Source organism: Leifsonia poae (assembly GCF_050632195.1).
GTDB classification, from domain to species: Bacteria; Actinomycetota; Actinomycetes; order Actinomycetales; family Microbacteriaceae; genus Leifsonia; species Leifsonia poae_C.
In genome coordinates this window covers 756,852-782,282 of record NZ_CP192580.1, presented here as the reverse complement: position 1 = coordinate 782,282, position 25,431 = coordinate 756,852, and the positions used below count along the sequence as shown (strand labels likewise).

26 protein-coding genes, 3 tRNA genes and 2 pseudogenes are annotated in these 25,431 nt (G+C 67.7%); 6 read left to right on the top strand and 25 right to left on the bottom strand.

Going from position 1 to position 25,431, the window contains the following annotated elements; genetic code table 11:
* Window positions 1–128 precede the first annotated feature (128 nt).
* From ACQ86A_RS04075 to ACQ86A_RS04065, 3 genes are all read right to left on the bottom strand, one after another.
* Window positions 129–202 (bottom strand) — tRNA-Met (locus tag ACQ86A_RS04075).
* 34 nt (window positions 203–236) lie between these two features.
* Window positions 237–308, bottom strand: a tRNA-Thr gene (locus tag ACQ86A_RS04070).
* Between the two features lie 98 nt (window positions 309–406).
* On the bottom strand, window positions 407–1,363 hold the full coding sequence (locus ACQ86A_RS04065; RefSeq protein ID WP_431279341.1) for an aldo/keto reductase: 957 nt from the start codon (window positions 1,361–1,363) through the stop codon (window positions 407–409).
* A gap of 114 nt (window positions 1,364–1,477) precedes the next feature.
* Here ACQ86A_RS04065 and ACQ86A_RS04060 point away from each other — a divergent pair, with 114 nt between their 5' ends.
* Both ACQ86A_RS04060 and ACQ86A_RS04055 read left to right on the top strand, forming a co-directional pair.
* On the top strand, window positions 1,478–2,365 hold the full coding sequence (locus ACQ86A_RS04060) for a pentapeptide repeat-containing protein (RefSeq protein WP_431279340.1): 888 nt from the start codon (window positions 1,478–1,480) through the stop codon (window positions 2,363–2,365).
* 136 nt (window positions 2,366–2,501) lie between these two features.
* Window positions 2,502–4,226 (top strand): glycoside hydrolase family 13 protein, encoded by a 1,725-nt coding sequence (locus ACQ86A_RS04055; protein WP_431279339.1) that lies wholly within the window; start codon window positions 2,502–2,504, stop codon window positions 4,224–4,226.
* Window positions 4,227–4,343: 117 nt separating this feature from the next.
* Here the strand turns inward: ACQ86A_RS04055 and ACQ86A_RS04050 are convergent, their stop codons facing one another.
* From ACQ86A_RS04050 to ACQ86A_RS04005, 10 genes are all read right to left on the bottom strand, one after another.
* Window positions 4,344–5,339 carry a M23 family metallopeptidase gene (locus ACQ86A_RS04050; protein WP_431279338.1) on the bottom strand — a complete coding sequence of 332 codons (996 nt, stop codon included), beginning with the start codon at window positions 5,337–5,339 and terminating at the stop codon, window positions 4,344–4,346.
* 160 nt (window positions 5,340–5,499) lie between these two features.
* Window positions 5,500–6,315: an inositol monophosphatase family protein gene (locus tag ACQ86A_RS04045; protein WP_431279337.1), complete on the bottom strand. Its 816-nt coding sequence runs from the start codon at window positions 6,313–6,315 to the stop codon at window positions 5,500–5,502.
* A gap of 78 nt (window positions 6,316–6,393) precedes the next feature.
* Window positions 6,394–6,475: transfer RNA gene (locus ACQ86A_RS04040), tRNA-Tyr, on the bottom strand.
* A gap of 87 nt (window positions 6,476–6,562) precedes the next feature.
* Window positions 6,563–6,919 (bottom strand): helix-turn-helix domain-containing protein, encoded by a 357-nt coding sequence (locus ACQ86A_RS04035; protein WP_431279336.1) that lies wholly within the window; start codon window positions 6,917–6,919, stop codon window positions 6,563–6,565.
* 73 nt (window positions 6,920–6,992) lie between these two features.
* Window positions 6,993–7,808 (bottom strand): acyltransferase family protein, encoded by an 816-nt coding sequence (locus ACQ86A_RS04030; protein WP_431279335.1) that lies wholly within the window; start codon window positions 7,806–7,808, stop codon window positions 6,993–6,995.
* Window positions 7,793–8,314: an acyltransferase family protein gene (locus ACQ86A_RS04025; RefSeq protein WP_431279334.1), complete on the bottom strand. Its 522-nt coding sequence runs from the start codon at window positions 8,312–8,314 to the stop codon at window positions 7,793–7,795. The genes ACQ86A_RS04030 and ACQ86A_RS04025 overlap by 16 nt, the downstream gene beginning before the upstream one ends.
* Window positions 8,315–8,463: 149 nt before the next feature.
* Window positions 8,464–9,135 (bottom strand): response regulator, encoded by a 672-nt coding sequence (locus ACQ86A_RS04020; protein WP_431279333.1) that lies wholly within the window; start codon window positions 9,133–9,135, stop codon window positions 8,464–8,466.
* On the bottom strand, window positions 9,132–10,361 hold the full coding sequence (locus ACQ86A_RS04015; protein WP_431279332.1) for a sensor histidine kinase: 1,230 nt from the start codon (window positions 10,359–10,361) through the stop codon (window positions 9,132–9,134). Before ACQ86A_RS04015 ends, ACQ86A_RS04020 begins: the two co-directional genes overlap by 4 nt.
* A gap of 5 nt (window positions 10,362–10,366) precedes the next feature.
* The gene (locus tag ACQ86A_RS04010; protein WP_431279331.1) at window positions 10,367–10,999 is read right to left on the bottom strand and encodes a DedA family protein; all 633 of its coding nucleotides are present in this window, start codon (window positions 10,997–10,999) and stop codon (window positions 10,367–10,369) included.
* A 351-nt stretch (window positions 11,000–11,350) separates the two neighbouring features.
* Window positions 11,351–12,307: an acetylxylan esterase gene (locus tag ACQ86A_RS04005; protein WP_431279330.1), complete on the bottom strand. Its 957-nt coding sequence runs from the start codon at window positions 12,305–12,307 to the stop codon at window positions 11,351–11,353.
* A 126-nt stretch (window positions 12,308–12,433) separates the two neighbouring features.
* On the opposite strand from ACQ86A_RS04005, the gene ACQ86A_RS04000 reads away from it, so the two are divergent.
* Window positions 12,434–12,922, top strand: coding sequence for a YajQ family cyclic di-GMP-binding protein (locus ACQ86A_RS04000; protein ID WP_431279329.1), 489 nt, complete (start codon window positions 12,434–12,436; stop codon window positions 12,920–12,922).
* A gap of 12 nt (window positions 12,923–12,934) precedes the next feature.
* Here the strand turns inward: ACQ86A_RS04000 and ACQ86A_RS03995 are convergent, their stop codons facing one another.
* The 4 genes and pseudogenes from ACQ86A_RS03995 to ACQ86A_RS03980 form a co-directional block, all read right to left on the bottom strand.
* A complete protein-coding gene (locus ACQ86A_RS03995) occupies window positions 12,935–13,978 on the bottom strand; it encodes an alpha/beta hydrolase (RefSeq protein ID WP_431279328.1) in 1,044 nt (347 codons plus the stop codon).
* Between the two features lie 4 nt (window positions 13,979–13,982).
* Window positions 13,983–15,344 carry an FAD-dependent oxidoreductase gene (locus tag ACQ86A_RS03990; RefSeq protein ID WP_431279327.1) on the bottom strand — a complete coding sequence of 454 codons (1,362 nt, stop codon included), beginning with the start codon at window positions 15,342–15,344 and terminating at the stop codon, window positions 13,983–13,985.
* 19 nt (window positions 15,345–15,363) lie between these two features.
* Window positions 15,364–16,444, bottom strand: a pseudogene (locus ACQ86A_RS03985) (polyprenyl synthetase family protein).
* Window positions 16,380–17,192: a class I SAM-dependent methyltransferase gene (locus ACQ86A_RS03980; protein ID WP_431279326.1), complete on the bottom strand. Its 813-nt coding sequence runs from the start codon at window positions 17,190–17,192 to the stop codon at window positions 16,380–16,382. The pseudogene ACQ86A_RS03985 and the gene ACQ86A_RS03980 overlap by 65 nt, the downstream one beginning before the upstream one ends.
* A 113-nt stretch (window positions 17,193–17,305) precedes the next feature.
* On the opposite strand from ACQ86A_RS03980, the pseudogene ACQ86A_RS03975 reads away from it, so the two are divergent.
* Window positions 17,306–18,588: pseudogene (locus ACQ86A_RS03975) on the top strand (isochorismate synthase).
* 22 nt (window positions 18,589–18,610) lie between these two features.
* Here the strand turns inward: ACQ86A_RS03975 and ACQ86A_RS03970 are convergent.
* The 3 genes from ACQ86A_RS03970 to ACQ86A_RS03960 form a co-directional block, all read right to left on the bottom strand.
* Complete coding sequence (locus ACQ86A_RS03970; protein ID WP_431279325.1) at window positions 18,611–19,465, bottom strand: PPK2 family polyphosphate kinase; 855 nt, start codon at window positions 19,463–19,465, stop codon at window positions 18,611–18,613.
* Window positions 19,466–20,221: 756 nt separating this feature from the next.
* Window positions 20,222–21,130 (bottom strand): hypothetical protein, encoded by a 909-nt coding sequence (locus ACQ86A_RS03965; RefSeq protein ID WP_431279324.1) that lies wholly within the window; start codon window positions 21,128–21,130, stop codon window positions 20,222–20,224.
* Window positions 21,040–22,164 (bottom strand): hypothetical protein, encoded by a 1,125-nt coding sequence (locus ACQ86A_RS03960; protein WP_431279323.1) that lies wholly within the window; start codon window positions 22,162–22,164, stop codon window positions 21,040–21,042. The genes ACQ86A_RS03965 and ACQ86A_RS03960 overlap by 91 nt, the downstream gene beginning before the upstream one ends.
* Window positions 22,165–22,328: 164 nt before the next feature.
* Here ACQ86A_RS03960 and ACQ86A_RS03955 point away from each other — a divergent pair, with 164 nt between their 5' ends.
* Both ACQ86A_RS03955 and ACQ86A_RS03950 read left to right on the top strand, forming a co-directional pair.
* On the top strand, window positions 22,329–23,012 hold the full coding sequence (locus tag ACQ86A_RS03955) for a GntR family transcriptional regulator (RefSeq protein ID WP_431279322.1): 684 nt from the start codon (window positions 22,329–22,331) through the stop codon (window positions 23,010–23,012).
* Entirely contained in the window at window positions 23,012–23,713 is a 702-nt protein-coding gene (locus ACQ86A_RS03950; protein ID WP_431279321.1) for a GntR family transcriptional regulator, read from the top strand. Before ACQ86A_RS03955 ends, ACQ86A_RS03950 begins: the two co-directional genes overlap by 1 nt.
* A gap of 40 nt (window positions 23,714–23,753) precedes the next feature.
* Here ACQ86A_RS03950 and ACQ86A_RS03945 read toward each other — a convergent pair whose 3' ends face one another.
* The 5 genes from ACQ86A_RS03945 to ACQ86A_RS03925 all read right to left on the bottom strand — a co-directional run bounded on the left by ACQ86A_RS03945 (window position 23,754) and on the right by ACQ86A_RS03925 (window position 25,375).
* Entirely contained in the window at window positions 23,754–24,056 is a 303-nt protein-coding gene (locus ACQ86A_RS03945) for a Dabb family protein (RefSeq protein WP_431279320.1), read from the bottom strand.
* Window positions 24,053–24,316, bottom strand: coding sequence for a glutaredoxin family protein (locus ACQ86A_RS03940; RefSeq protein WP_431279319.1), 264 nt, complete (start codon window positions 24,314–24,316; stop codon window positions 24,053–24,055). Before ACQ86A_RS03940 ends, ACQ86A_RS03945 begins: the two co-directional genes overlap by 4 nt.
* A 105-nt stretch (window positions 24,317–24,421) precedes the next feature.
* Window positions 24,422–24,520, bottom strand: coding sequence for a 30S ribosomal protein bS22 (locus ACQ86A_RS03935; RefSeq protein WP_003792170.1), 99 nt, complete (start codon window positions 24,518–24,520; stop codon window positions 24,422–24,424).
* A 69-nt stretch (window positions 24,521–24,589) separates the two neighbouring features.
* Entirely contained in the window at window positions 24,590–24,784 is a 195-nt protein-coding gene (locus tag ACQ86A_RS03930) for a helix-turn-helix domain-containing protein (RefSeq protein ID WP_431279318.1), read from the bottom strand.
* Between the two features lie 162 nt (window positions 24,785–24,946).
* On the bottom strand, window positions 24,947–25,375 hold the full coding sequence (locus tag ACQ86A_RS03925) for an ArsR/SmtB family transcription factor (RefSeq protein WP_431279317.1): 429 nt from the start codon (window positions 25,373–25,375) through the stop codon (window positions 24,947–24,949).
* Between the last annotated feature and the right edge of the window lie 56 nt (window positions 25,376–25,431).

The window sequence follows — 25,431 nt, the reverse complement described above, 5'->3', positions numbered from 1 at the left end:
ACCACGGTACGGGCGGCGGGACAACAGTACCCGACCGCCTCGATCGAATCGGCCCACACGACTGCCGGCCGAATCGGGAGCCGAGAGGGCAAGAAGAAAGCCCCGGAAAGGCGAGTTTCCGGGGCTTGTAGCGGGAGCGGGACTTGAACCCGCGACACCACGATTATGAGCCGTGTGCTCTAACCACCTGAGCTACCCCGCCGCGGCCTGCTCGGTGCCTTGCACCGGGAGGACGGAGCCCCCTGTGGGAATCGGACCCACTACCTCTTCCTTACCAAGGAAGTGCTCTACCAATGAGCTAAGGGGGCGTTGGCCTTGCGTTCGACTGGCGATTCGCGTTTTTGGCAACCGTACGAGGATACCATCCGCGCGGCCCTGCTTCGTACCACCGAACGGGGCCCAAGGACTACGCGGCTTCGTCCTGCTCCGACGCATCCGACAGAGCATCGAGCTCGTCGGCCGTGAGCTCCAGGCTCACCGACGCGAGCAGGTCGGGCAGCTGGTCGCGAGTGCGGGCACTCGCGATCGGCGCGACTACGCTCGGCTGCGCCGCGAGCCAGGCGAGGGCGACGGATGCGACCGACGCGTCATGAGCAGCGGCCACGTCGTCGAGCGCCGCCAGCACCGCCCGACCGCGGTCGTCGAGGTACTTCGAAGCCCCGGCAGCCCGCGCACTGTCGACCTGCACGCCATCACGGTACTTACCGGTCAGGAAGCCCGCCGCGAGTGCGAAGTAGGGAACGACGCCGAGGTTCTCGCGCTCGGCGATGGCGAGGTACGCATCCTCGAACCCGCGCTCGACCAGGTTGTAGTGCGGCTGCAGCGCGACGGGGCGGTGCAGCCCCTTCTCCTCCGTGATGCGGAACCACTCCTCGATGCGCTCGGGCGTGTAGTTCGAGATGCCGATATAGCGCACCTTGCCGGCGTCCACCAGGCTCGAGAGCGCGGTGACGGTCTCCTCCAGCGGCACGGTCTGGTCGTCGAAGTGGGCGTAGTAGAGGTCGATCCGGTCGGTGCGCAGTCGCTCGAGCGACGCATCCGCCGCCTTCAGGATGTTGTCGCCTGCGAGCCCCTTGAAGTCCGGGTGCTGACTCACCTTCGTCGCGATCACGATGTCGTCGCGGTTGCCGCGGGCCTCGAACCACTCCCCCAGGATGCGCTCCGAGTCGCCGCCGGTGTTTCCCGGCACCCATGCGGAGTATCCGTCGGCCGTGTCGATGAAGTTGCCCCCACCGGCGACGTACCCGTCGAGCACGGCGAAGGAGGTCTCGCGATCGGCGGTCCAGCCGAAGACGTTTCCGCCCAGTGAGAGCGGGAAGACCGACAGGTCGGAGTCTCCGATAGTGCGACGGGATGCGGTCATGCTTGTCTCCTTCGTGGCTGTTCGAACGTTCTTCGTGCGACTCCAAGGCCAACCACCCGACCCGGGCCGATCATTCCCCCTTCTGCAAGAACTTTCACCGCATACTCTGGGACGGTGGAGACGATCGATCGAGAGGCCCGTCCCGACCTGCTGGCCGACTGCGCCAACTGCTTCGGCCTGTGCTGCGTTGCGCTCGCATTCGCCAAGTCCGCTGACTTCGGCTTCGACAAGGCCGTCGGCGAGCCGTGCGAGAACCTCGACGGAGGCTTCCGTTGCACGATCCATCCCCACCTTCGCGAGAGCGGCTTCAAGGGCTGCACCGTCTTCGACTGCTTCGGCGCGGGGCAGAAGGTGTCCCAACAGACCTTCGCAGGCCGGAGCTGGCTCACCACGCCTGAGGTCCGCGCGGATATGTTCGCGGTGCTCCCTCTGATGCGCCAACTTCACGAACTCCTCTGGTATCTCGACGAGGCGATCCGGATGCCCGCAGCGGCCGGCCTGCGCGCAGAACTCGATCGCGCAACGGCCCTCGTCACCGCCATCACCGAGGACTCGGCTACGAACATCCTGGACACCGATCTGGACGAGGTGCGCGGGCCGGTCGCCGAACTCCTCCGCGAGGCGAGTCGGCTCACACGCGAAGACGTGCTGCGCAAGGCGTCGAGCAAGGATGCACGAAGCGGCCACCGAGCGAGACGCCCGGTTCCCGCCGGCCAGGCTCGGAAGATCGGCCCCGGAGCCGACCTGCTCGGCACGAACCTGTCCGGCCTCGACCTCCGCGGAGCCGAGCTGAGGGGTGCGCTCCTCATCGCGGCCGACCTGCACGACGCCGACCTGTCCGGCACGGAGCTCATCGGCGCCGACCTGCGCGACGCGAATCTCGCTGGCGCCGACCTCCGCACCGCGATCTACCTCACCCAGACGCAGGTGAACGCGGCGCGGGGGGATGCGCGCACGCTGCTGCCGCGTATCCTGAATCGCCCTTCGCACTGGACCGACTGACGGACGGACGGTCGACAGACACCCCGTCACCGCCCGTAATGGCCAGGGAACGCCAAGCACGGGGCCTGTACGATACCAACCGGTCCGACCAGTGATCGTTCAGGCCTTCCCCTCTTTCACCGACGTGAGGATTTTCGTGCCCTCAACAGACCAGACCGCTGTCGCCCCCGCTCTCTCCGAGAGCCGCCCAGGCCGGGAGTGGTGGCGCTCCGCCGTCATCTACCAGGTGTACCCGCGGTCGTTCGCCGACGCCGACGGCGACGGCATCGGCGACCTGCCGGGCATCACGAGCCGCCTCCCAGCCCTCAAGAGCCTCGGCGTCGACGCCGTCTGGCTCTCCCCGTTCCAGACGTCCCCGCAGCGGGACGCCGGATACGACGTCGCCGACTACGAAGACGTCGACCCGCTCTTCGGCACGCTCGCCGACTTCGACGCCATGCTCGCGGCCGCGCACTCCCTCGGGCTGCGCGTCATCATCGACCTGGTGCCGAACCACACGTCGAGCGACCACGTCTGGTTCCAGCAGGCACTCGCCGCGGGCCCCGGAAGCCCTGAGCGCGACCGTTACATGTTCCGCGACGGCAAGGGCGAAGACGGCTCTCTGCCGCCCAACAACTGGGAGTCCATCTTCGGCGGTGCGGCCTGGAACCGGGTCACCGAGCCCGACGGCACGCCCGGCCAGTGGTATCTCCACCTCTTCGACAGCTCGCAGCCCGACCTGAACTGGGACAACCCGTGGGTGTGGGAGCAGTTCCGCGGCATTCTCCGCTTCTGGCTCGACCGCGGCGTCGACGGCTTCCGGGTGGACGTGGCGCACGGCATGGTCAAGGCTCCCGGCCTCCCCGACTACACCCCGCCGGCCAACGCGGGAAGCATGGGCGGGGCCGTCGCGCTCGAACCCGAGATCGGCGGTCACGCATCCGTCGAGCCCCCCACTCCGCCGTACTGGGCTCAGGATGGGGTGCACGCCATCTACCGCGACTGGCACAAGGTGCTCGAAGCGTACGAGGGCGACCGCGTGCTCTGCGGCGAGGCCTGGGTCGAGCCGCTCGAGAAGCTGGCCCGCTGGGTGCGCCCCGACGAGATGCAGCAGACGTTCAACTTCGGCTACCTCGAGACACCGTGGGATGCGCCGGCGCTCCGCCACGTGATCGACCGCTCGATCTCCGTCTTCGCCAGCGTGGGCGCGCCCAGCACCTGGGTGCTCTCCAACCACGACGTCGTGCGCCACGCCACCCGCCTCGCCCTGACGGGCGAGAACCTGCAGGGGCACGGCATCGGCCCGGCGACCAAGGGTCTCCCCGATCCCGAGTTCGCGCTGCACCGTGCTCGCGCAGCGACCGCTCTGATGCTCGCGCTCCCGGGATCGTCGTACCTGTACCAGGGCGAGGAGCTCGGCCTCCCCGAGGCGATCGACCTCCCCGACTCGGCCCGTCAGGACCCGACCTGGTTCCGCACCAACGGCGAGCGCTACGGTCGCGACGGCTGTCGCGTCCCGATCCCGTGGGAGTCGGCGAGCCCGTCGTTCGGCTTCGGCCCGAGCCCGGAGAGCTGGCTGCCCCAGCCCTCGTCGTGGGCTGAGTACGCCCGCGAGTCGCAGCAGGGTGTCGCGGGTTCGACCCTGACCATGTATCAGGATGCGCTGGCGGCGCGAGCCGCACACGACCTTGCGTTCGGCACGCTCGACTGGTTCGACCTGGGCGAGAAGGTCCTCGCATTCCGCAACGGGAATGTGACGGTCATCGCGAACCTCGGCGAGACCCCGATCCCCGTTCCGGCGGGCGATGTGCTGGTGTCGAGCGCCCCGCTGGACGGCGGCGTAATCCCCCAGGACGTGACCGTCTGGGTCGCCACCGCATAACGCTGACGCCAACTCCGCATTTCGCTTGCGCCGCGCGTACCCACAACGCACCGAGTCCGGCCAAAATCCCCCTATTTCGCGTTCGCAGGGGATTTTGTCCGGACTCGATTGCGTTGGCTAGGCGGTGTGGGCTTTGAGCCAGGCGAGGGGGTCGGTGTGCTCGGTGCCGCCCAGCAGGATCTCGAAGTGCAGGTGGGCGCCGGTCGAGACGCCGGTGCTGCCGACCTGGCCGACGATGTCGGCGACCTTGACCTGCTGACCGACCGTGACCCGCACCGAGCCGGCGAGCATGTGACAGTACTTGCTCGAGACGAGTTCGCCGTCGATCACATGGTCGATGGTCACGTTGACGCCGCATCCGCCCTGATCGGTGGGCACGACCTCCCGAACGACGCCGTCCGCGATGATCTGGATGGGCACCCCCGAACCGGGAGCAAAGTCGATGCCCAAGTGGTTCGTCGAAGCGCCCTCTGTCGGTGCCGAGCGGGCGCCGTAATAGTCGGAGATCGGAACGCCGACGGGGAACGGCCACTGGATGACGCCGCGCGGATCGTTCGTGAACGTGTTGGCGATCCGCATGTGACTGAGAGCAGCCACCTGTTCGGCCGGCGTGACGGCTGCCCCGTCGCGGGTGATCGCGGCGACCGTGCCGTCCGCCTCGGAGATCAGCTGCTGCGGCACGCCCTTCTGGGCCGGAGCGACGAGGGCGAGCTGCGCCTGCGTGCGCACATCGTCCTCGGTGAGAAGCGCCATCGCCGGTACCGAGGTAGCGACTGCGATCGTCGCGGCGAACGCCATCGCGAGCACGCTGAACCCCTTGCCGAGAGCGGCTCGCCGACGCGTCGACGTGGGAGGAACAACGCTGCTTCCGGATGCGCGGAGCGGGGGCACCCGATGCTCACTGCGCCAGATGCTAGCCGGAGCGTCGACCGGAGGCTCCGCCGCTTCCGCCGCTTCGGCCGCTTCCGCAGCTTCCTCCACTTCGATCGCCGCTGCAGCCGCACGCTCGCGCTCGCGAAGCTCCCGGCGCGTGAGCGGCTGGGCCTCCGACGGGTCCGACGGTCCAGGAACCGCGCGCTCTGGGGCGTCGCTTTCCTGGCGGTCGGGAGTCAACGGTCGGGTCGGCTTTCGATCTCGGGGGCGGTGTTCACGAAGATGCGCCTGCTGGGAAGCGGGCGCATCTCCAATGTAACGAATTCATAAACACTAACCAACTCGTGGGCGACGTGTCCATGCTTACGTATAGGTCGGGCCACGAAGCGCGGTCAGTGCGTCACAGCACCCAGTCGGCGAAGGCGGCCTGGATGAGCGGGTCGAGCTGGGCGTACAGCCCCGGCTGCGCAGCGACGATCAGCGCTGCGCTCGCGGGCGCATCCCCCAACCCGCCGACGGTCGCACCCGCCTCTCGCGCGATGAGCGCTCCCGCTGCGTGATCCCAGGGATTGAGCCCCCGCTCGTAATACGCATCGAGTCGCCCGGCCGCCACATTGCAGAGGTCGAGGGATGCGGCACCGATGCGTCGCACATCCCGAACCTTGCCGATCAGCTCGACCAGGATGCGCGCCTGCTTCTCGCGGACCTGAGCGTCATAGCCGAACCCCGTACCGACCAGCGCGAGCTCGAGGTCCGTCGACTCCTTGACCCGCAGGCGCTCTCCGTTGAGGTGCGCCCCGCCGCCTGCCGACGCGGTGTAGATCTCGCCGTTCACCGGGTTCACCACGGCCCCGGCCAGCGTGCGCCAGGTGAGCGGATCCGGATCGCCCTCCACGACCGCCACGCTCACCGCGTACGAAGGGATGCCGTAGAAGTAGTTGACCGTTCCGTCGATCGGGTCGACGACCCAGGTGAGCCCGCTCGTCCCCTCGCCGCCCCCGGATTCCTCTCCGAGGAACCCGTCGTTCGGTCGAGCGGCCGAGATCGCGCTGCGGATCAGGTTCTCCGCTTCCCGGTCGGCCTGCGTCACGATATCGACGAGCGACGACTTGGTCGCCGCCACCTCGACCCCGTCCGCACGGCGCTGCCGTGCGACCTCTCCCGCGCGACGCGCGACGTTCAGGGCGATGGCGAGCAGCTCCGCATTCGATGGCATGCCCCCAGCCTCGCAGACGACAGGCCCCTCGAACCACAAAAGGACCCAGCAGTCATGCTGAGTCCTTTTGACGGAGTGTGGCGAGTGAGGGATTCGAACCCCCGAAGGCTACGCCGGCTGATTTACAGTCAGATCCCTTTGGCCGCTTGGGTAACTCGCCGTGGCGCTCCAACCACCAGTTCTCTGCTGACCGAAGGCGCTCGACAAGAATACTCATCGAACGGCGGTAAACGAAATCAGCGGGCGCTCAGGCGGCGAGCAGTTGAGCGGTGTGGGTTTCGGGATGCGCGGGCGCCACAGAACGCGCGTGCACCCCGTCGCCCGACGCCCCGAATCCAGCGCCGACCGAGCGAGGGAACTCCAGTACCGCGGCCCCGACCGCGGCGTATTCGGCGGACACCCGCGCGAGGAGCTCCCGCTCGCTCACGTCGAGCACGCGGCAGAGCGTCGCGAGGATCTCAGAGGATGCCTCCTTGCGTCCGCGCTCCACCTCGGAGAGGTACGGAAGCGAGATCCGGGACGACTCCGAGAGCTCCCGGAGGGTCTTGCCGCGCTCCAGGCGCATCCGTCTGAGCACCGCACCGATCGCGTGTCGCAACAGCATGGCCCCTCCTCACGGTCGGTGTGTGCGCCAGCCTAGGCGCGTTCGTCTGGATCCGGCTGCCCCGTCTCCCCGGTTATGCGCTGGGCAGAATCCGCATCAGAGGGCGGGCATTCCCCCGGCTGGCTCGCTCGCCACCCGCGATGAGCGCTGTGCCGAGAATCCCGCCGACCAGGGAGAAGCCGGTGAGGAGGAGCACGAGCACTCCGCCGGCACCGAGCAGCACGCTCGCGTAAGCCGCGGCAGGAGCGGGCGCGGCCGCATCCCGAACCCTGCGACCCGCGAGCTCGGCGCGGCCGGTCAGCGCAACCAGAACAGCGACGAAGAAGCCAACGGCCATCAGCCAGACGGGCCGAGTCAGCCACCAGTCGGCGCTCAGCGGAGCCGGGAGGTTCACGCCGCTGACCAGCAGCGCCCCGGCCAGACCGATCAGCACCAGCATGTGCCAGAGGTACACCGTCATCGCCCGCGCGTTGATCGCGTCGACGACGATCGCCAGCGGCCGGATGCGCTGCCACCGGCGCAGAGTCGGACGCGCGAGTTCGAAGAGCGCGAGCTGTGCCACGCCGAGCAGCACGAGGGCGAAGGTCGGCGGGTTGAGATTCACGAGCATGTCGAAGGAGTACACGCCGGTCAGGCAGAGCACGAGCAGCGCCAGCAAAGGCGCCACGGCGAGCGCCCCGAGCATCCGGGGATGACGTCCGTCGAGTCGTCCTTCGGCCAGCCAGAAGCCGAACTGCTGGATGAGCAGCCAGACGAAGAGCAGGTTCGCGAACCCGATGACGGTCACGCCGGTGGACAGCCGAACGACATCCACCGCGACGACAACCCCGGCCAGCGTCAGGATGGTCAGAACGGGTGCCCGACGATGCGCGGCTACGAGAAGGGGCACGAACGCGGTGCACAGGATGTAGACGCCGAGGAACCAGAGCGGCTGACTGATCCGGAACCCCGCGGTCGCGACGATCTGCGGGGGACACCGAATGCCGCGAGCGCTGCCAGCACGACGACTACAGCGGTCACGGCGACAACGGCCGGGCAGAGCAGACGGCGCATCCGGCCGGCGACGTACTCCGACGGGCGAACGCCGTGGGTGCGCATTCGGGACCACTGCAGGTAGCTCGAGAACCCGCCCAGCACGAAGAAGAGCGGCATGATCTGCAGCAGCCAGCTGAACGCCGGGAACCACGACCAGCTCTCGAGGGCGTTGGCGAGCACCGGGCCTTGGGCCGACACGCTGACGCCGACCATGAGCGCGTGCAGCGCGACGACGACCGTCAGACACCAGGCCCGCGCGATATCGACGGTGGCGTCCCTGGCGGGCTTCCCGGTTGCAGGGGCGGAGACAGGGATGCGCGCGGCTGCGACAGGCAGAGTCGGTGCGTATGTGACGGGCATGGTCGGCACTCCTTCCGTCGGCCACGGTTGGCCGTCGCAAGCAGCGTCTCAGCGGGCCTTCGGGCGGGACATCGCTCCCCGGAACCAATCGGACCCCCTACCGCGGTAGCAGCAGGGGGCCCGATCGACGGCGCGTGAAGACAAGGCGCTCAGGGCGCGGGCTCGACCAACCCGGCGTCGAAGGCAAGGATGACCGCGTGCACCCGGTCCCGCAGGCCGAGCTTGGTGAAGATGCGGCTCACGTGCGTCTTGACGGTCTGCTCGGCGATGAAGAGTTCGGCGGCGATCTCGCCGTTCGAGTATCCGCGCCCCATCAGCACGAGGATCTCGCGCTCCCGCTCCGTCAGGTCGGAGAGCGCCAGGGCGTGCCTGGTGTTCGCGGGCCGTTGCGATGCGAAGCGCTCGAGGAGCCGTTTGGTGATGCGCGGCGCGAGCAGCGCATCACCGGCTGCGACGATCCGCACGGCCTGAACGAGGTCTTCGGGCAGCGCATCCTTCAACAGGAACCCGCTCGCACCGGCGTTCAGCGCATCGTGAACGTAGTCGTCAGCGTCGAACGTGGTCAGCACCAACACGAGCGGCTGATGCGGTTCGCCGCGGCTCGGGTGCACCAGCTCGCGGGTGGCGTCGATGCCGTTCATGACCGGCATCCGCACATCCATCAGCACCAGGTCGGGCCGCAGCTTGCGGGCGAGTTCGACCGCTTCGGCTCCGTCGGCCGCCTGCCCGACCACGCTGATGTCGTCCTGCGCATCGAGAATCGCGGCGAAGCCCGCCCGCACCATGGCCTGGTCGTCGGCGATGAGCACCGTGATGGTCATGCGGTTCTTCTCGGGGACTTCAGGGGCAGGGATGCGCGCACGACGTAACCACCATCGTCGGTTCGCCCCGCGTCCAGTGTGCCGCCGAGGAGGACCGCCCGCTCACGCATGCCGCGGATCCCGTGGCCGCCCGTGTCGGGCGCCGGTGCAGAAGCGGGGCGCCCCGGCGCAGCGCCGTTGCGCACCTCGACGTCGATCGCCCGGTCTGCTCGCTCGATCAGCACGAGCGTCTCCGCCCCGGTGGCGTGGCGGGCGACATTGCTCAGCGACTCCTGCACGATCCGGAAGACCGTGAGCGAGAGCGTGGGATCGAGCGATGCAGCCTCGGCCTCCGGGATGCGGTTCTCGAGGCGTACGACGCCTCCCGCCCGCGCGACCTGCTCGACGAGAGCAGCCACATCCGGAACCCCGGGTTGCGGAGCCAGGTCGACGGTCGTGTCCTCGCTGCGGAGCACCCCGAGCAGGCGTCGCATCTCACCCATCGCGCTGCGAGCGGTCGCCGCGAGGTCGTCGAACTCCGCGGCCGCCTCATCGCTCAGCGACGGGATGCGGTACCGGGCCGAGGCCGCCTGCACCTGGATCGAGGACATCCCGTGAGCGACCACATCGTGGAGTTCCCGAGCGATCCGGGTGCGCTCCTCGGCGATCTCGCGCCGGGCCAGCTCCGAGGCCGAGACCTGCTTCTCCCGCACGAGCTGACGGCGAACCGCCTGCCACTGCGAGACGAGCAGAGCCGCGACCAGCAACGCCGCACTGACCGACGCGAAGACGATGACATCGGCAAGAGCGCTGCCGCCCGTGGTCGGCGCGTGGAGTGCAGTGAGGGCGATGACGGCGGCACCGACGACGCCCGCGCCCCAGCCGATGAGGCCGGTGCGCCAGGTCGATCGGATCGTCGCGAAGAAGATGACGATCGACTGCGCCACGATCGACGTGACCGCCACCGGCCACGGGCTCTGCCCATCCTGAACAGACAGGAGCGCAGAGACGAGAAGCGCGGCGACCGAGAGCGTCATCGCCGTTCGCGGGAGCACGATCGCGAGCACGATCGCGCCCGCCTGAACAAGCCCGAGCAGCAGGGCGAACACGACGTGGATGCCGTAGATCGTCGAACCGAGCGCGGCGCTCACGGCGAACAGAGCGACCGCCGCCGTTCCGCCGACGCCCCACATCAGCACTCGCGCGGGATCCAACCGCTGCTGCACCGGGTTCGTCGTGGCTGTCATCTGACTCATTGTTCCCTCACCTGACCTGAAACGAGGCCGCTTGCGCGGCGTTTGGCGGCCATCCTGATGCCGGCGTCGACCAGAACGCCGGTGGCCAACCCCATCGCGATGCCGACGAGCATCCCGAGCACCGGGTTGCCGTGCAGCCAGTGCCCCGCGAGCAAGCCGATCGCGACCGAGTACACCGACCAGGTGATCCCGGCGACGATAGAGAGCCCGAAGAACCGCGGGCGCGAGAAGCCGGATGCGCCGGCGACAAGATTCACGGCCACCCGACCGACAGGCACATAGCGTGCCGTCAATAGGAGCGCGGCCGGTCGCCGCTCGATACCGCGTCGAGCCCAGCCGAGCGCGGAACGCATCCGGGGCCGCCGCATCCACCGGAACCGGTCGAGGCCCACCGCACGCCCGATCGCGAACGTGAGGTTGTCACCGAGGATCGCGCCGAGCGCCGCGAAGACGATCACGAGGCCGATGTTCGGCTGTCCCACCGCGACGCTCGCCGCGGCTGCGCCGATGACGACGGATTCGCTCGGCACGGGTGGAAAGAAGGCGTCGACGAAGACGACAGCCAGCACGATGAGGTAGATCCAGGGCGATGAGGCAGCTTGCGCGATGAACTCGTTGACGGCATCCACGGGCGCCTCCTCTCTGTCTCGGGGACGGAAGTGCTCCGCCTCCTCGAGGCTAGAAAGAGGGCGCCCGCGAGCGCGTCACCCGCCGGTACGGATGGACCCCCTACCGCAGGGTGATATCACTGCGCGTCGACTCGATTCAGGATGCGCGGCAATCCGCGACACCCCGGCAAGCCTGACGACACTGTCGGGGGTGCGGCGCAGAATCGTCGGCATGAGGACAGTGTTGATTTGCGAACGGTGTGACGGTACCGGCGCCGACCCGGTCCAGCGCGATGAAGAAGTGCTGCTGTGCATCGAGTGCGCCGGCGACGGATGCCACGTCACCTACCTGGCTGAGCTGCAGCAGACCGCTTAGCGTTCGAGCAGGACCTCGAGCGCTTTGAGCTCATCCTGCAGCGCGCCGCCTTCGTGCGCGTTGTACGGCCACACGGTGATCTCCTTGGCCGCGGCATAGGAGTTGTAGGCCGCGAACACGGTCGACGGCGGGCAGGTCGGGTCCATCAGAGCGGTGGAGAAGTAGCCCGGGCTGGACGCCCGCTTGGCGAAGTTGACCCCGTCGAAGTACTGGAGGGTCTCCAGCGCCGCCGCGGTCTTACCTCGGTGGATCGCGAGGTAGCGAACGATCTCGTGATACGGATCGTTGTCCGTGATCGTGGTCGCTCGAGGGAAGTCGCAGAGGAACGGCACGAACGGGAACGCTGCGCGCAGATCCGGGATGAGCCCGGCCACCGCAAGCGCGAGACCGCCGCCCTGGCTGAATCCCAGCACGGACACTCGGGATGCGTCGATCGCGGGCAGGGACCGGGCGGCCTCGACCGCGCGCACCGCGTCAACGATGACGCGACGGTAGTAGTAGGTTTCGCGACTCTCGATACCGCGCGTCATGAAACCGGGGAACGCCGGCGCCGAGCCCTCGGGGTCGGGGGTGTCGCCGGAACTCCACGACGAGCCCTGCCCGCGGGTGTCCATCTGGAAGTGAGCGAACCCCGCTGAAGCCCAGAGCAGGTTCTCGAGAGCGTGCCCACGGCCTCCGCCGTAGCCGACGAACTGCACGAGCGCCGGAAGCGGTGCCTCCGCTGCCGCCGGGAGACGGAGCCACGCCTTGACCGGCTGGCCACGGTATCCGAAGAACGTCACGTCGAAGACATCGACCGTGCTGAGCGGGCTCGCGACCGGCTCGACGACGACATCGAGCGGAAGGGCCCGCGACTCGCTCAGGGTGTCCGCCCAGAACTCGTCGAAGTCGTCGGGATCGACCTGGCTTCCGGCATAGTCGCGGAGTTCGGATTCGGCGATGTCGGTGAACATGAGTCAACTGTATTGGCCGTCCAGCCTTCCGAACGCCAGCCGTGACGGGGCCGCCTCTGCCTAGACTGGGTGCTGGAACAGCGCCGCGCACACATCCGGCGGGGTCGAGAGGAAGGCGAGCACACCGTGGCAGATTCAACGTTCGATGTTGTCAGCAAGGTCGACAAGATGGAGGCCGACAACGCCCTCAACCAGGCCCGCAAGGAGGTCGAGCAGCGCTACGACTTCAAGAACGTCGGCGCCTCGATCGAGTGGAGCGGCGAGAAGGTGCTGATGAAGGCCAACACCGAGGAGCGCGTGAAGGCCGTTCTCGAGGTCTTCGAGGCGAAGCTCATCAAGCGTGGCATCTCCCTTCGTTCGCTCGACACCGGTGAGCCGTACGCCTCCGGCAAGGAGTTCCGCATCGAGTCCAGCCTGAAGAACGGCATCGAGCAGGACGCTGCCAAGAAGATCACCAAGCTGATCCGCGACGAGGGCCCCAAGAGCGTCAAGGCCCAGATCCAGGGCGATGAGCTGCGCGTCAGCTCGAAGAGCCGCGACGACCTCCAGGCGACGATGGCGCTCCTGAAGAACGCCGATCTCGACGTCGCCCTGCAGTTCGTCAACTTCCGGTAGCAGCAGGCGGCTTCACCTCAGGTAGGCACGAAGCCACCGCGCCATCCTCTTCTCCGCCTCCTGGCGCACCGGCGCTCTCGACAGGAAGATGTCGTGGAGCGCGCCGTCCAGCCGAGTGACGGTGACCGTCGGCGCCAGCCGGATCGCGCGTTGGGCGATGTCGTCGACCACGAGCACGATGTCGGAGCTCATCATCTCCGGGGTCCACCGCGGCGAAAGCGTCGAGCGGGCCGACAGCATCGTCAGCACCGGAGCATCGATCGCGAGTCCTGCAGCGACCTGAGCGTGACCGGCCAGCACAGCGTTGAGCCACCCCGGATGCAGGGCGAACCCTCTCGCCGGACGCCACGCGAGGTCGTAGTCCCACTCGCCGTCCATGGTCGCCGACACCGATCTCGAATAGAAACCGAGGTCGACATTCACAACGGCCCCGAGGGGGTCCACCCGGGCTCGAAGGCCGACGAGCGGGGCGATCGCGGCCCGCCCCACGGAATGTCCTTGGAACTCGAGCCAGGGACTGTTCAGGATCACCGCATCCGCACGCCCGCGATGGCGGTTCGCCCACAGGCTCAGCGTGAGACCGCCGGTGGAGTGACCGAGCAGTATCAGGCGCCGCCGGCCCTCCCGACCAGCACGCCCGTGCTCGCCGTGGCCGCCATGCTCAGCATGGGCGTCGGCCCCGTGGCCCATCTCGCCAAGCGCGGCTTCGATCTCCTCGTCGTACGCGGCGAGGTCTTCGATGTAGCCCGGCGTCTGCCAGGGCCGCAGGCTTCGGCCGTACTTGCGCAGATCCAGCGCGAAGAACCGCGCCCCGATGGTGTGCCAGAACTCGGCGAGCTCTCTCTGGAAGAAGTAGTCCGACCATCCGTGCACGTACAGCACATCGGTGTTCTCGGCCTCCTCGCGGCCGAAGTGCAGGTCGGAGAGCCGAGGCCCGGGAACGTAGCGCACGAGAGTGGCGACGACGTCGCCCTCGGCATCGGGTGCGAGCGGCAGCGTCAGCTGTTCGAACGGCTCCCCCAGCACGTCCGGCTGCCACTTCGCCTCTCGCGTCATGACACTATGGTTTGCCGTTCGAGACGCGGACCATCTCGTCTCGGGGCACCACCTTCACGCGGGTGCGGCCGCGGTCGGCGCCGAGCGCCAGCTCGTGCTCATCCAGGTTGTGCCAGCCGTCGAGGTTCGTGTACTCCACCGAGCGCGACTCGAGGAGGGTGACGATCGCCTCCTCGGAGGGGTCCGTCGGTGACCACCAATTGCCCTGATCGTTGATCACGTGCTTGATGGTCTCCATCGCGTCCGACTTGGTGTGGCCGATCAGGCCGACCGGCCCGCGCTTGATCCACCCGGTCGCGTAGACGCCGTACATCCGCTCGTTGTCGCCCTTGCGCAGCACCTGACCCTCGTGGTTCGGGATGACGCCGTGCTTGCGGTCGAACGGGATGCCGTCGAGCGGCGATCCGAAGTAGCCGACCGCGCGGTAGAGGGCCTGCACGGGGACGTCGCGGACCTCGCCCGTGCCGCGAACGCCGCCTTCGCCATCGGGCTCCGTACGCTCGTACCGGAGCGCGGCGACGTTGCCCTCGCCGTCGGAGACGACCTCGAGCGGCTTCGCGTAGAAGTGCAGGTGCAGGCGGCGGGACGCCGCCCCGACCTCCCGCTCGCGCCACTTCTGGAGCACTCGATCGATCACCATGACCTGCTTGTTGCTGGCGATGGCCGCCTTCGAGGCCTCGTCGTAGTCGAAGTCCTCGTCGTAGAGGATCATGTCGACGTCGTTCAGTTCTCCGAGCTCGCGCAGCTCCAGCGGCGTGAACTTCACCTGGGCCGGGCCGCGACGTCCGAAAACGTGCACGTCGGTGACGGGCGACGACTTGAGCACCTCGTAGACGTTGTCGGGGATCTCGGTGGGCAGCAGATCGTCAGCGTGTTTGGCCAGGATGCGCGACACATCCAGAGCCACGTTGCCGTTGCCGATCACCGCGACCGACTGGGCCTCGAGCGGCCAGGTGCGGGGCACATCCGGATGCCCGTCGAACCAGCTCACGAAGTCGGCGGCCCCATACGAGCCGTTCAACTCGACACCAGGAATCTCCAGGTCGGCGTCGTGGATCGCACCGGTCGAGAAGATCACCGCGTTGTAGTGCTTCTTGAGGTCGTCGAGCGTGATGTCCTCGCCGTACTTCACGTTGCCGAAGAGACGGATGTCGCCGCTGTCGAGCACCTCACGGAGCGCGGTGATGATCCCTTTGATCCGTGGGTGGTCGGGCGCGACGCCGTACCGCACGAGACCGTACGGTGCCGGAAGCTGCTCGAAGAGGTCGATCGAGACGTCGAAGCTGCGCTCAGCTTTGAGCAGGATGTCCGCTGCGTAGATACCGGCGGGGCCGGCGCCGACGATGGCCAGTCGCAATTTGGTCATTCGTTGTTTTCTCTCTCGCTCAGCTCGAACGTTCCACGATGGTGTCCGCGAACCGGGTCAGAGCCTTCTTGACCGGACCCTTCGGCAGGGGCGCGATGGCCTCGACCGCCTCACGTGCCCATTGGTGCGCTTCTTCCAGAGTCTGCTTGGTGACGTCGTGATCGCGCAGCGCGGCGATGGCCGCGTTCGCCTCGGGCGTGATGGCGCCGTCGTCGACCGTGCCGATAACGTCGCGTTCGAGCCGCTCGAGGAGGGCGCGAGCATCCGCATCCGTCTCGGCCTCGCTGGCGCAGCCGCAGGAGCGGAAGGGTCGCGACGCCGGCGCGCAAGTCGTTTCCGGGCGTCTTGCCCGTCTCTTTCACACCCTTGGCGGAGAGGTCGATCACGTCGTCGATGAGCTGGAAGGCGACGCCCACCTTCTCACCGAACGTCACGACCGCCTGCTCGTACTCGGCGGGAGCCTTCGAGAAGACCACGCCCATCTGAGCCGCGGCGGCGATCAGGGAGCCGGTCTTGTCGGCGAGCACCTGGATGTAGTGCTCGATCGGGTCTTCGCCGTTCTGGGGCCCGATGGTCTCGTGCAGTTGGCCGAGGCAGAGCCGCTCGAAGGTGTCGGCCTGCAGCTTGATCGCTCGCTCGCCGAGAGCGGCGACCATCTTGCTGGCCCGGGCGAACAGAAGGTCGCCGGTGAGCACCGCTACCGAGTTGCCCCAGACAGTCTGCGCACTCGGCACTCCACGGCGCATCTGGGCCTCGTCCATGACGTCGTCATGGTAGAGCGAGGCGAGGTGCGTGATCTCGATCGCCTCGGCGGAGGAGAGCACCTCAGGGGTGTTGCCCCGCCCGAGCTGCGCGGTCAGAAGAGTGAGCATGGGGCGAACGCGCTTGCCGCCCGCCTCGAGCAGGTAACGGGCGGTGACGTCGGCGAGGTTGTCGGCGAACCGCATCTCGGAGTGCAGACCGTCCTCGACGAGGGCGAGTCCGGCGTCGACGGCCGCGGCGAGTTCCTTGTCCTCCCCGGAGGCGAAGATCTTCTCACTCAGGCCGATCTGGCTCGACAGCGACGCTGGTCGCCGTACGGCCGGAACGCTTGCAGGCACTACTCCCCTTGGGTGGGACGGTTGGCTCGGGTGGAACGGTCGGTTCCGACGGCTTGCGGCCGCGGTGCAACGCGACGATCCCGGCGGTGAGGTTGCGGTAGGCCACATCGACGTAACCCGCCTCGCGGAGCCAGTCCGCGAGCACGGGCTGGCTGGGCCAGGCTTCGATGGAGTCCATCAGGTATTCGTAGGCCGCGGGGTTCGAGCTTGCAAGTCGTGCGAGCACGGGCATCCCGTAGCGGAGATAAGCGGCGTATCCGGAGCGGATGAGGGGCACCGGCGGCTGCGAGAACTCGCAGATCACGACGCGTCCGCCCGGCTTCGTCACGCGGAAGAACTCGGCGAGCGCCTTCTTGGGGTCGACGATGTTGCGCAGGCCGAACGAGATGGTGACGGCATCGAACTCGCCGTCGGCGAAGGGAAGCGCCGTGGCATCCGCCTGCACGAACTCGATGAACGGATTGCCCGCCTGCCGTTCGCGCCCGACCTCGATCATCCCGGCAGAGAAGTCCGCGGCGACGACGCGGGCGCCGTTCTTCGCGAGGGATGCGCTCGAGGTTCCGGTACCGGCCGCCACATCGAGGATGCGCTCCCCGGCTCGCGGGTCCACCGCACGGGTCGTCGCCACACGCCAGAGCGTGGCGTTCCCCATCGACAGGACGGTATTGGTCCGGTCGTAGTGGGTCGACACCTCGTCGAACATGGCGGCGACCTGCTCGGGCTGCTTGCTCAGGTCGGCCTTACTCACCCCACTAGCTTAGGCGGCGGCCGGGTGGCGCGCATTTTCCCGGGGCCGAACACCCGGCGGGCCCCCAGCCGGCGTGCATCCGTCGCCCAGTGTCGCGGGCGTAGGCTGATCCGGTGACATCCACAGCGACCACGCCGCGGGCGTCGAGCGCCACGGCGCTCGCGATCGAGACCATCCCCCTCGACGACGTCCGGCAACTCATCCCGTTCCTCGATGCGCGGCACCCGCTGCTCTGGAGCCGCAAGGGGAGGGACTCGCCGGCATCGGCACCGCCCTGCGACTCGAGTTCTCCGGCGCCGACCGGATGCGCGCAGCGGCGACAGCCTGGGCCGAGGTCGTGTCCCGCTCGGCAGTGATCGATCCGATCGCGAAGCCGGGCACCGGTCTGGTCGCTTTCGGAACCTTCACCTTCGCCGACGACAGCGCCCTTCCCAGCGTGCTCATCGTTCCCGAGGTCGTGATCGGCCGGCGCGACGGACGCAGCTGGATCACGCACATCCGTCTCACCGAGACCGACGACATCCCCGAGTCGGCGACCCCGCGCCGCGCGAACCCGCAGCCGACGCCGTTCGGTGACGAGTACCGGCTCTCGCTGCTCCCCGGCAAACTCAAGAAGGACGGGTACAAGGATGCCGTGGCCGCGGCGGTCGAGCGCATCCGCGAGCATGACCTGAGCAAGGTCGTCCTCGCCCGTGACCTCGTGGGTCACCTCCCCCTCGAATCCGACGTGCGGCGCGCACTCGTCGAGCTCGCGCTCGGCTACCCCGAGTGCTGGACCTTCGCCGTCGACGGCCTCGTCGGTTCGTCGCCAGAGACCTTGGTGCGAGTCGACCACGGCTCCGTCAGCGCCCGCGTGCTGGCCGGCACCATCTCGCGTGGAACAGACGCCGCCAGCGACCACGACGCCGCCGTCTCGCTCGCCACCAGCACGAAAGACCAGGACGAGCACCGCTACGCGGTGGAGAGCGTCATCGCCGCCCTCGCGCCGCACAGCTCTGGGCTCGCGGCCAGCGACATCCCCTTCACGCTCAAGCTTCCGAACCTCTGGCACCTCGCGACCGACGTCGCAGGCACGCTCAGCGACGGATCCACCTCGCTCGATCTGATCGATGCCCTGCACCCGACGGCCGCCGTCGCGGGTGCGCCGACGGCGGATGCGGTCGCGCTCATCCGGGCGCTCGAGCCCTTCGACCGCGGGCGCTACGCCGGACCGGTCGGCTGGGTGGGTGCCGACGGAGACGGTGAGTGGGCGATCGCCCTCCGCTCGGCACAGATCGCCGAGTCCGGAGACCTCACGGCGTACGCGGGCTGCGGCATCGTGGCCGACTCGGATCCCGAGCGCGAGCTCGCGGAGACGACCATGAAATTCCGCCCGATCGTCGAAGCCTTCGGCTGACCCCTCCGGCTCACTCCCGGTTTCAGGATGCAGCGAGCCGCGCCTTCTCAGCCTCCACGTCGAACGTCGCCTCCGGCCAGCCGAGGTCGAGATTCTCGAGCGCCCGCACGAGCAGGTGCTGAACAGCCAGTCGCGCGTACCACTTGCGGTCGGCGGGCACGACGTACCAGGGCGCGTACTCGGTCGACGTGCGGTCGAAGACGACCTGATACGCATCCTGGTAGTCGTCCCACCGCATCCGCTCGTCTATGTCGGCGGGGTTGTACTTCCAGTGCTTCTCCGGTCGTTCGAGTCGATCGGCCAGCCGAGCACCCTGCTCCTGCTTGCTGATGTGCAGCATCACCTTGACGATGGTGGTCCCGCCGAAGGCGAGCTCCTTCTCGAACTGGTTGATCGCCTCATACCGCCGTTCGATCTCCTCGGGCGGCGCGAGCTGGCGCACCCGGCCGATCAGCACGTCCTCGTAATGCGAGCGATCGAACACGCCGATCTGGCCGGCCTCCGGCGCCTCCTTCGCAACACGCCAGAGGAAGTCGTGGGCGAGCTCCTCCTTGGTGGGCTTCTTGAACGCCTTGTAGCTGATGCCGGCCGGGTTCACGGCGCCCACCACGTGCGAGACGATCCCACCTTTGCCCGCGGTGTCCATCGCCTGCAGCACGAGCAGCACACGACGTCGCTCGCCGACCGTACCCGCCGCATACAACTGCTCCTGCAGTTCGCCGAGGATCCCCGCGCCCTCGGCAAGCGCATCCTTACCCTCCGACTTCCCTTCGTTGAAGCCGTACTTGGCATGGGTCGGCTGGTCCGCCAGCACGAAGTCCTCCCCCACCCGGAGAAACTCCTCCGGTTCGGTCGTCCAGAAGCTTTCGCGGCCCATGGTGCCTCCTCATCGGCGAGTTGTGTTCATAGTACGGTCGCGCATCCGGATGCGATACCGGTTGCCTTCTCGTTGGAACACGGCAGGTCTGGGGTGGCGCGTCCAGCGGCGACACGATGGAGTGGGTAACTCAGGTCGGCTGCCAGATCGCAGCCGGACCCGTCGGGGCGTATCGTGAATGTACCCGCGACTTCTCCGGAGGTAGCTCTGGATCTGTTGGCGTCGCGTCGGGGGCTGACCGGGTGCTCGGCAGCGCTCATATACTCGCGGTAGGGGCGTAACGTGGACACACCGCAGGCGATGATGTTCATTTCCGGTGTCGTGGCTAGCTGCTTGGGGGCTGTCTTGGTGCTGTGGCGTCGTCGAGTCTCTGGTTGGTATAACCGAGTCTTTGCCTCCGTGCCCCGGAAGCTGGGCGAGCCCATCGCTGCAAAATCCACGCCCAGTTGGACGGCCATCGTGGGTTGCGGGATATTTTTGATTGGGATCGGGAATCTGTGGCAGGGGATCACCTACTCGGGGTGACCCTCGAGCGATCAGATCGATTCGGCTTTCGACTAGATCGCCGCAAGGTTGACAGTGATCTTCCCTGATTGCCTACCGAGCCAAGTTGGGCGGCGCCGTTAAGGATCGAGCGCGCCCGGTAGCCACCCGCAAATGACGAACTCTCGTAGAATTGCGTGCGACTGTGCGCCACCGTAGCGATCGCGTATAGCGTGGGTCCACGTCTTGTGATACCCCGCCGGGGAGCCCCTGCTATCCCGCTCGGGTCTGGTCCATCACCGGTTCGAACGCATCCGGCGGGTAATACGCGACGGTCGTCCCGGCGCCCTCGGGCAGGAGCAGCGAGCCGAACTCCGCTTCCGCCTCTGCGTCCTCGAAGACGAGGTCGATGGTCTCCCGCCAGCGACCGTCGGCCATCCGCTGCACCGTCGCCTCCCAGGTGACCCCCGGAGTCTCCTTCGCCTGCAGGCGGAAGTGGATGCCGACCGCACGGCGCCGCTTCAGCAGCGACAGCAGGCCTCGGTAGACCGTCATCCGTTCGACCAGGGTGAACCACGGACGCAGGGTGCGAACGAGCACGTCGGCGTTCCACAGGATGGTCGTGGCGAACCCCGCACGCGACTGGTACACGTCGACCGCGATCACACCTGGAATCCGGCGAAGGGTCTGCCGCAGCGTGCCCCGGGTGATGCCCTCCTGCACCGTGCTGTGCAGGTAGAAGGGCACGGACGGACGCGACACCGAGGTCGACGTGCGGAGGGCAGCGTGATCGACGAGCCGCTGACCGGGCCCGAAGAAGATCCGCAGCTGGGTCAGGATCGCCGACACCCGCGCGTCGGGCGGATCGCTCTCGATCAGTGCGGCCGTGTCGGCGTATGCGGTGGACTGGTGCAGCACGCCCAACCGGAAACCGACCGGCAGCGGAGGGCCGGCCTTCACCGTGACGAAGTCGGCCGTTCCCGTGACCAGTGGCTGCGCATCCTGAGCCACCGGGTTCTCACGCCCGTCGATGCGGGGCACGATGTCGAGCACGTGCTCCAACGCGAGCACCCGGGTGCCCGCCGGGATCGTCACGCGGCCGAGCGGCGCCCCGCCGACCACGAGGTGCGTGACGGTGAAGCCCTCGGCTGTCGCCCGCTCGGCAACCTGCGCCGCGACCATGCCGCCGAGGCTGAAGCCTGCGAGCAGTACCGGCTCATCCGTTCGGATACCGGCCTCGCGCATCGTCTGGAGGGCCGCCCGGGTAGCGGTCGCCTCCTCCCCGCTCCGATGACGAGGTCCGCCGTGAGGTCGTTCGGCGCCGCCCCCGCCCGCGGATGCCATGACTTGGTGCTGGGGAGCTGCACGATCCAGTGCCGCAGGCCCGTCGCATCCCGCCGCGAGCTCACTCTGATGGTGGCGACGTCGGCCCGATCGTCGAGGTCGGGATCGCAGAGGTCGTCGATCTCGCGCTGACTGACGAAGAGATCGCGCAACCCGGTGATCTGGCGACGTCGGAGCGCACCCGCGGCGAGACCGGGGTAGCCGAGCGGATCGGGATACGGTTCCAGGTCGAGACCGAGCAGCTCGGCGGGAACGTCCACGATCTTGGGCGACGGCGTGTAGTCGTGCGGGGCGGCGGGGTCGCGCCACCACGTCAGAAAGTCGCGGATGTGGGGAAACGCCTGGCCCAGATAGTCGTCATAGCGCAGCGTGCGCACGCCGTGCCCGTCTCGAAGCAGCTCTCGGCGCTCCCCCAGCCCGACGGCTTTGCTCAGGATGCCCGACAGCGTGAACACCGCGAGGTACGGCCGGGCGCGCCACCGCGGTGCGACGATCCCGACCAGACTCACGAGCAGGGCGACGGGAGCCAGTAGGAAACCCGCGAGGCGCGCAACCGCGCCGACGATCCTCGGCGCCGACGTGAGGTACAGCGAGCTGAACGCCACTGTGCGGGCGGAGCGGCCGAGCGGCGGGCGCAGACGGAACGGGTACGGGATGCGCCGCATCCGCTGGACTGCAAACCACACCCATACGGCAACCGCGCCGAGCAGCCAACCGACCACAGCGACGACCCAGACCACGACGGCGAGCGCCAGTAGCACGAGGCCGATCGCGAGCATGACCGGCGCCCCGACGATCAGGGCCACCACGAACCCCGCGCGTGCGCCCGCTCCGCGTTCGCGCCAGAGATACGGGCGAATCTGCGGCAGCATGGCGTCAGCCTAACGCCGACCTGTGTCACCGACCGGCGGCGCCGCCGTTTTGATTGCAGGGTGCACGCGCGCCATGCTGAGGCGTTCACTTGTATTCGGCGGACACGCGCTGACAGAATGCTTGTGAATCTCGGGTATCGCCCAGATGGATGTAATATTCATGTATGCCTGTTCCCGTAACTGAAGCCGTGAACCCCCGGCGACTCATCCGAGACGAAGTCTTCCTTCGCCTGCTCGATGCCATCGTCGACGGCGACCTCCTGCCGGGCGAACAGCTCTACGACGCGGAGATCGAGAAGTGGGTCGGCGTATCGCGCACACCGGTTCGCGAGGCCCTCAACCAGCTAGCCGCGATGGGACTGGTCGAGATCCTGCCCCAGAAGCGCACCCGGGTCACCCCGATCGATCCCGACCGCCTGCGCGGCCTGATCGACACCCTCGGAACGGTGTTCCGGAGCGTTGTGCGCGACGCGACACCCCTGCTCACAGAGGGCGACAAGATCGCGCTCGAGGCCTTCCTCGCCCGGGTCAACAGCGGCGAAGACCTGGCTCACCTGATCAAGGACCGAGCAGTGACCGAGACCTTCATGAACGTGTACGTGCGTCGACTCGACAACAAGACGATCGCGCGGCTCGCCACGCGTCACCTCCCCGAGATCCGCCGGGCCCTCAATGCATCGCCGAGCACCGCATCCTTCGAGGCCGGCATCCCCTTCCTGCGCGCCACGATCGAGGCGTCGGTCGCCGGCGACGCCAAGAAGGCCGCCGACGGAGTGTCCGACTACTGGAACACCGCACTGGTGCAGCTCGTCGACCAGTACGCCGCGACTGCGAGCAAGGAGAACTGATGCCGCTTCCCGTGAAAGACACTCAGCCCGTCGAGCGACGGCTCCTTCGCGACGTGGTCTACCAGCGCCTCTACGAGGGCATCATCGACGGCACGCTCGAGCCCGGCGAGACCCTCCTCGACGAGAAGCTCACGGCATGGCTCGGGGTCTCCCGCACCCCGGTGCGCGAGGCGCTCATGAAGCTGGCGGACATCGGCCTCGTCGAGATGGCTCCGAACCGCTACACGCGCGTCGCCCCGATCGACCTGCGCGCGATCGACGAAGCCATCTACACGACCGGCATCCTGCACGAGCACGCTGCCCGCGAATCCACTCCCTCGCTGAACGCCGCCACGATCGGCCGTCTCGAGAAGGTCGCTAAGGAGATCAAGAAGCACGCGAAGACCAAGGACCTGCCCGCGCTGGGACGCTCGCTCAACGAGTTCTTCCTGGAGTTCGAGCGCTCGACCGACAACACGGTGCTCGTCACCGTGAGTGAGGGCCTCAGCCCGCAACTGCTGCGCTACGTGAGCGTCTGGCAGCTGCCCTTCGACACCGACGACATCCCCGGCAAGATCGCGGACATCGCTGCCGCAGCGAAGGCTCACGACGGCGACAAGGTCGGCGAGCTCATCCATGAGCTGTACGAGCCCGCGCGTCGACAGTTCTTCGACGAGTACCGCCGCAGCGACGCCGAGATCGACGCCAGCCCGATCGTCTAGGCGCGCAGACGCACCGTTCGACCGGTTGGAAGGCGGCCGCTCAGACCTCGAAATCGACGGCTGAGCGGCCGCCGACCACGGACTTGATGTATGCGGCCGCCTTTTCGTGGTCGGGATGCGCGACATACCGCGCGATCGCATCCTGATCCTCGAAGTCGCTGATCAGCACCACATCGAAGTTCGCCTCGGGATTCAACACGTTGATGCCGACCTCGAGCGCGAGGATCTCGGGGATCGTGGCCGGGAGGCCCTCCAGCCCGCGCTTGATCGTGGCAGCCTGTTCGGCGCGTGCGGCGGGGTCCGTCGTGGCGAGCTTCCACGAGACGACGTGGCGGATGGTCATTCGGCCCCCAGCAGTGCGGTTCTGAGGCGGGCCGGATCGACCCGCCAGTACGTGTGTACCCGACCGTCGATGAGCACCACGGGGATCTCCTCCACGTAGCGGTCGTGCAGCTCGGCGTCTTCCAGGATGTTGCGCTCACCGATCGTCACGGCCGGAGCGCCCGCGGGCAGCTCGGCGATGACCGAGCGGATCACATCGCGAGCATCGTCGCAGAGATGGCAGCCGGGCTTGCCGATGAGGGTGAGTTCGACGTTCGTCACCCGATCAGCCTAACGACGCGTCGGGCCGACGGATGCGCGCATCCGGGCACAGCAAAAAGCGCCGACTCCCGGAGGTGCCGACGCTCGAGCTGCAGACGACGAGGTCTACTTCTTGTTGCGACGCTGGTGACGAGTCTTGCGAAGCAGCTTGCGGTGCTTCTTCTTCGCCATACGCTTGCGACGCTTCTTGATAACGGAACCCACGTAGACCTCACAAAAATAGGGGGTAGGCCGCGGGATGCGCGGCGACACAAAGCACAAGTCTACCCGACGTCAGGCGGTGTCAGCGACGTGGTTGTCCAGAGCCTGGCTCACGGCCGATTCCGGTACCCGGAAAGAGCGTCCGAAACGGATGGCCGGCAGCTCGCCGGAGTGCACGAGCCGGTACACGGTCATGCGGGAGACGCGCATCATGTCGGCCACCTCGGCAACCGTCAGAAAGCGCACTTCCGAAAGATCGCGTGCCATGTCTGCTGGGTCCTCTTGTCCGGGGCCCGACGGATCGGGTCCACCCTCATCGTACCCGCGTCGACGGGTCGTGAATCGAAACTCTAGGGCCTCGGCGACCCCGGCGTAAAGAGCGGCGTAGCTCGCATCCGGATGCCCGTGGTTCAGCGGGGAAGAGAACGGTCAGTCCCGGCGCCACTTGCGCGGTGTCACGCGCTCCACGGCGGTTGTGACGCGGTGGCTCGTGTCTGCGAACACCTTGCCGACCGAGCTGGCGAATTCGCGGGTCTCGTCGGCCAGGTCCACGCCGAAACCCTCCGTGCCGAGGTCGCTCGCGACGAACGGGATGATCCAGTCCTCGACGGCCTCGAGCGGCTCGGAGTCGAGCCGGTAGTAGCGGTGCTGGCCCTCCTCACGCACCGAGACGAGCCCCGCATCCCGAAGCACCTTCAGATGCTTGGAGACCGTCGGCTGGCTCAGCTCGAGGGTGGAGACGATCTCGGAGACGCTGATCTCACCCGATGAGTGCCCCTCTTCGGCGTGACGATCTTTGAGCACCCCCAGGATGTCGCGCCTTGTAGCGTCGGCAATCACGTCAAAGATGTCGGCCATCCCCCAGGCTAGTCATTCGCCCAGCCGAGTACCATGTCAAGCTGTCGCAAGGAGGA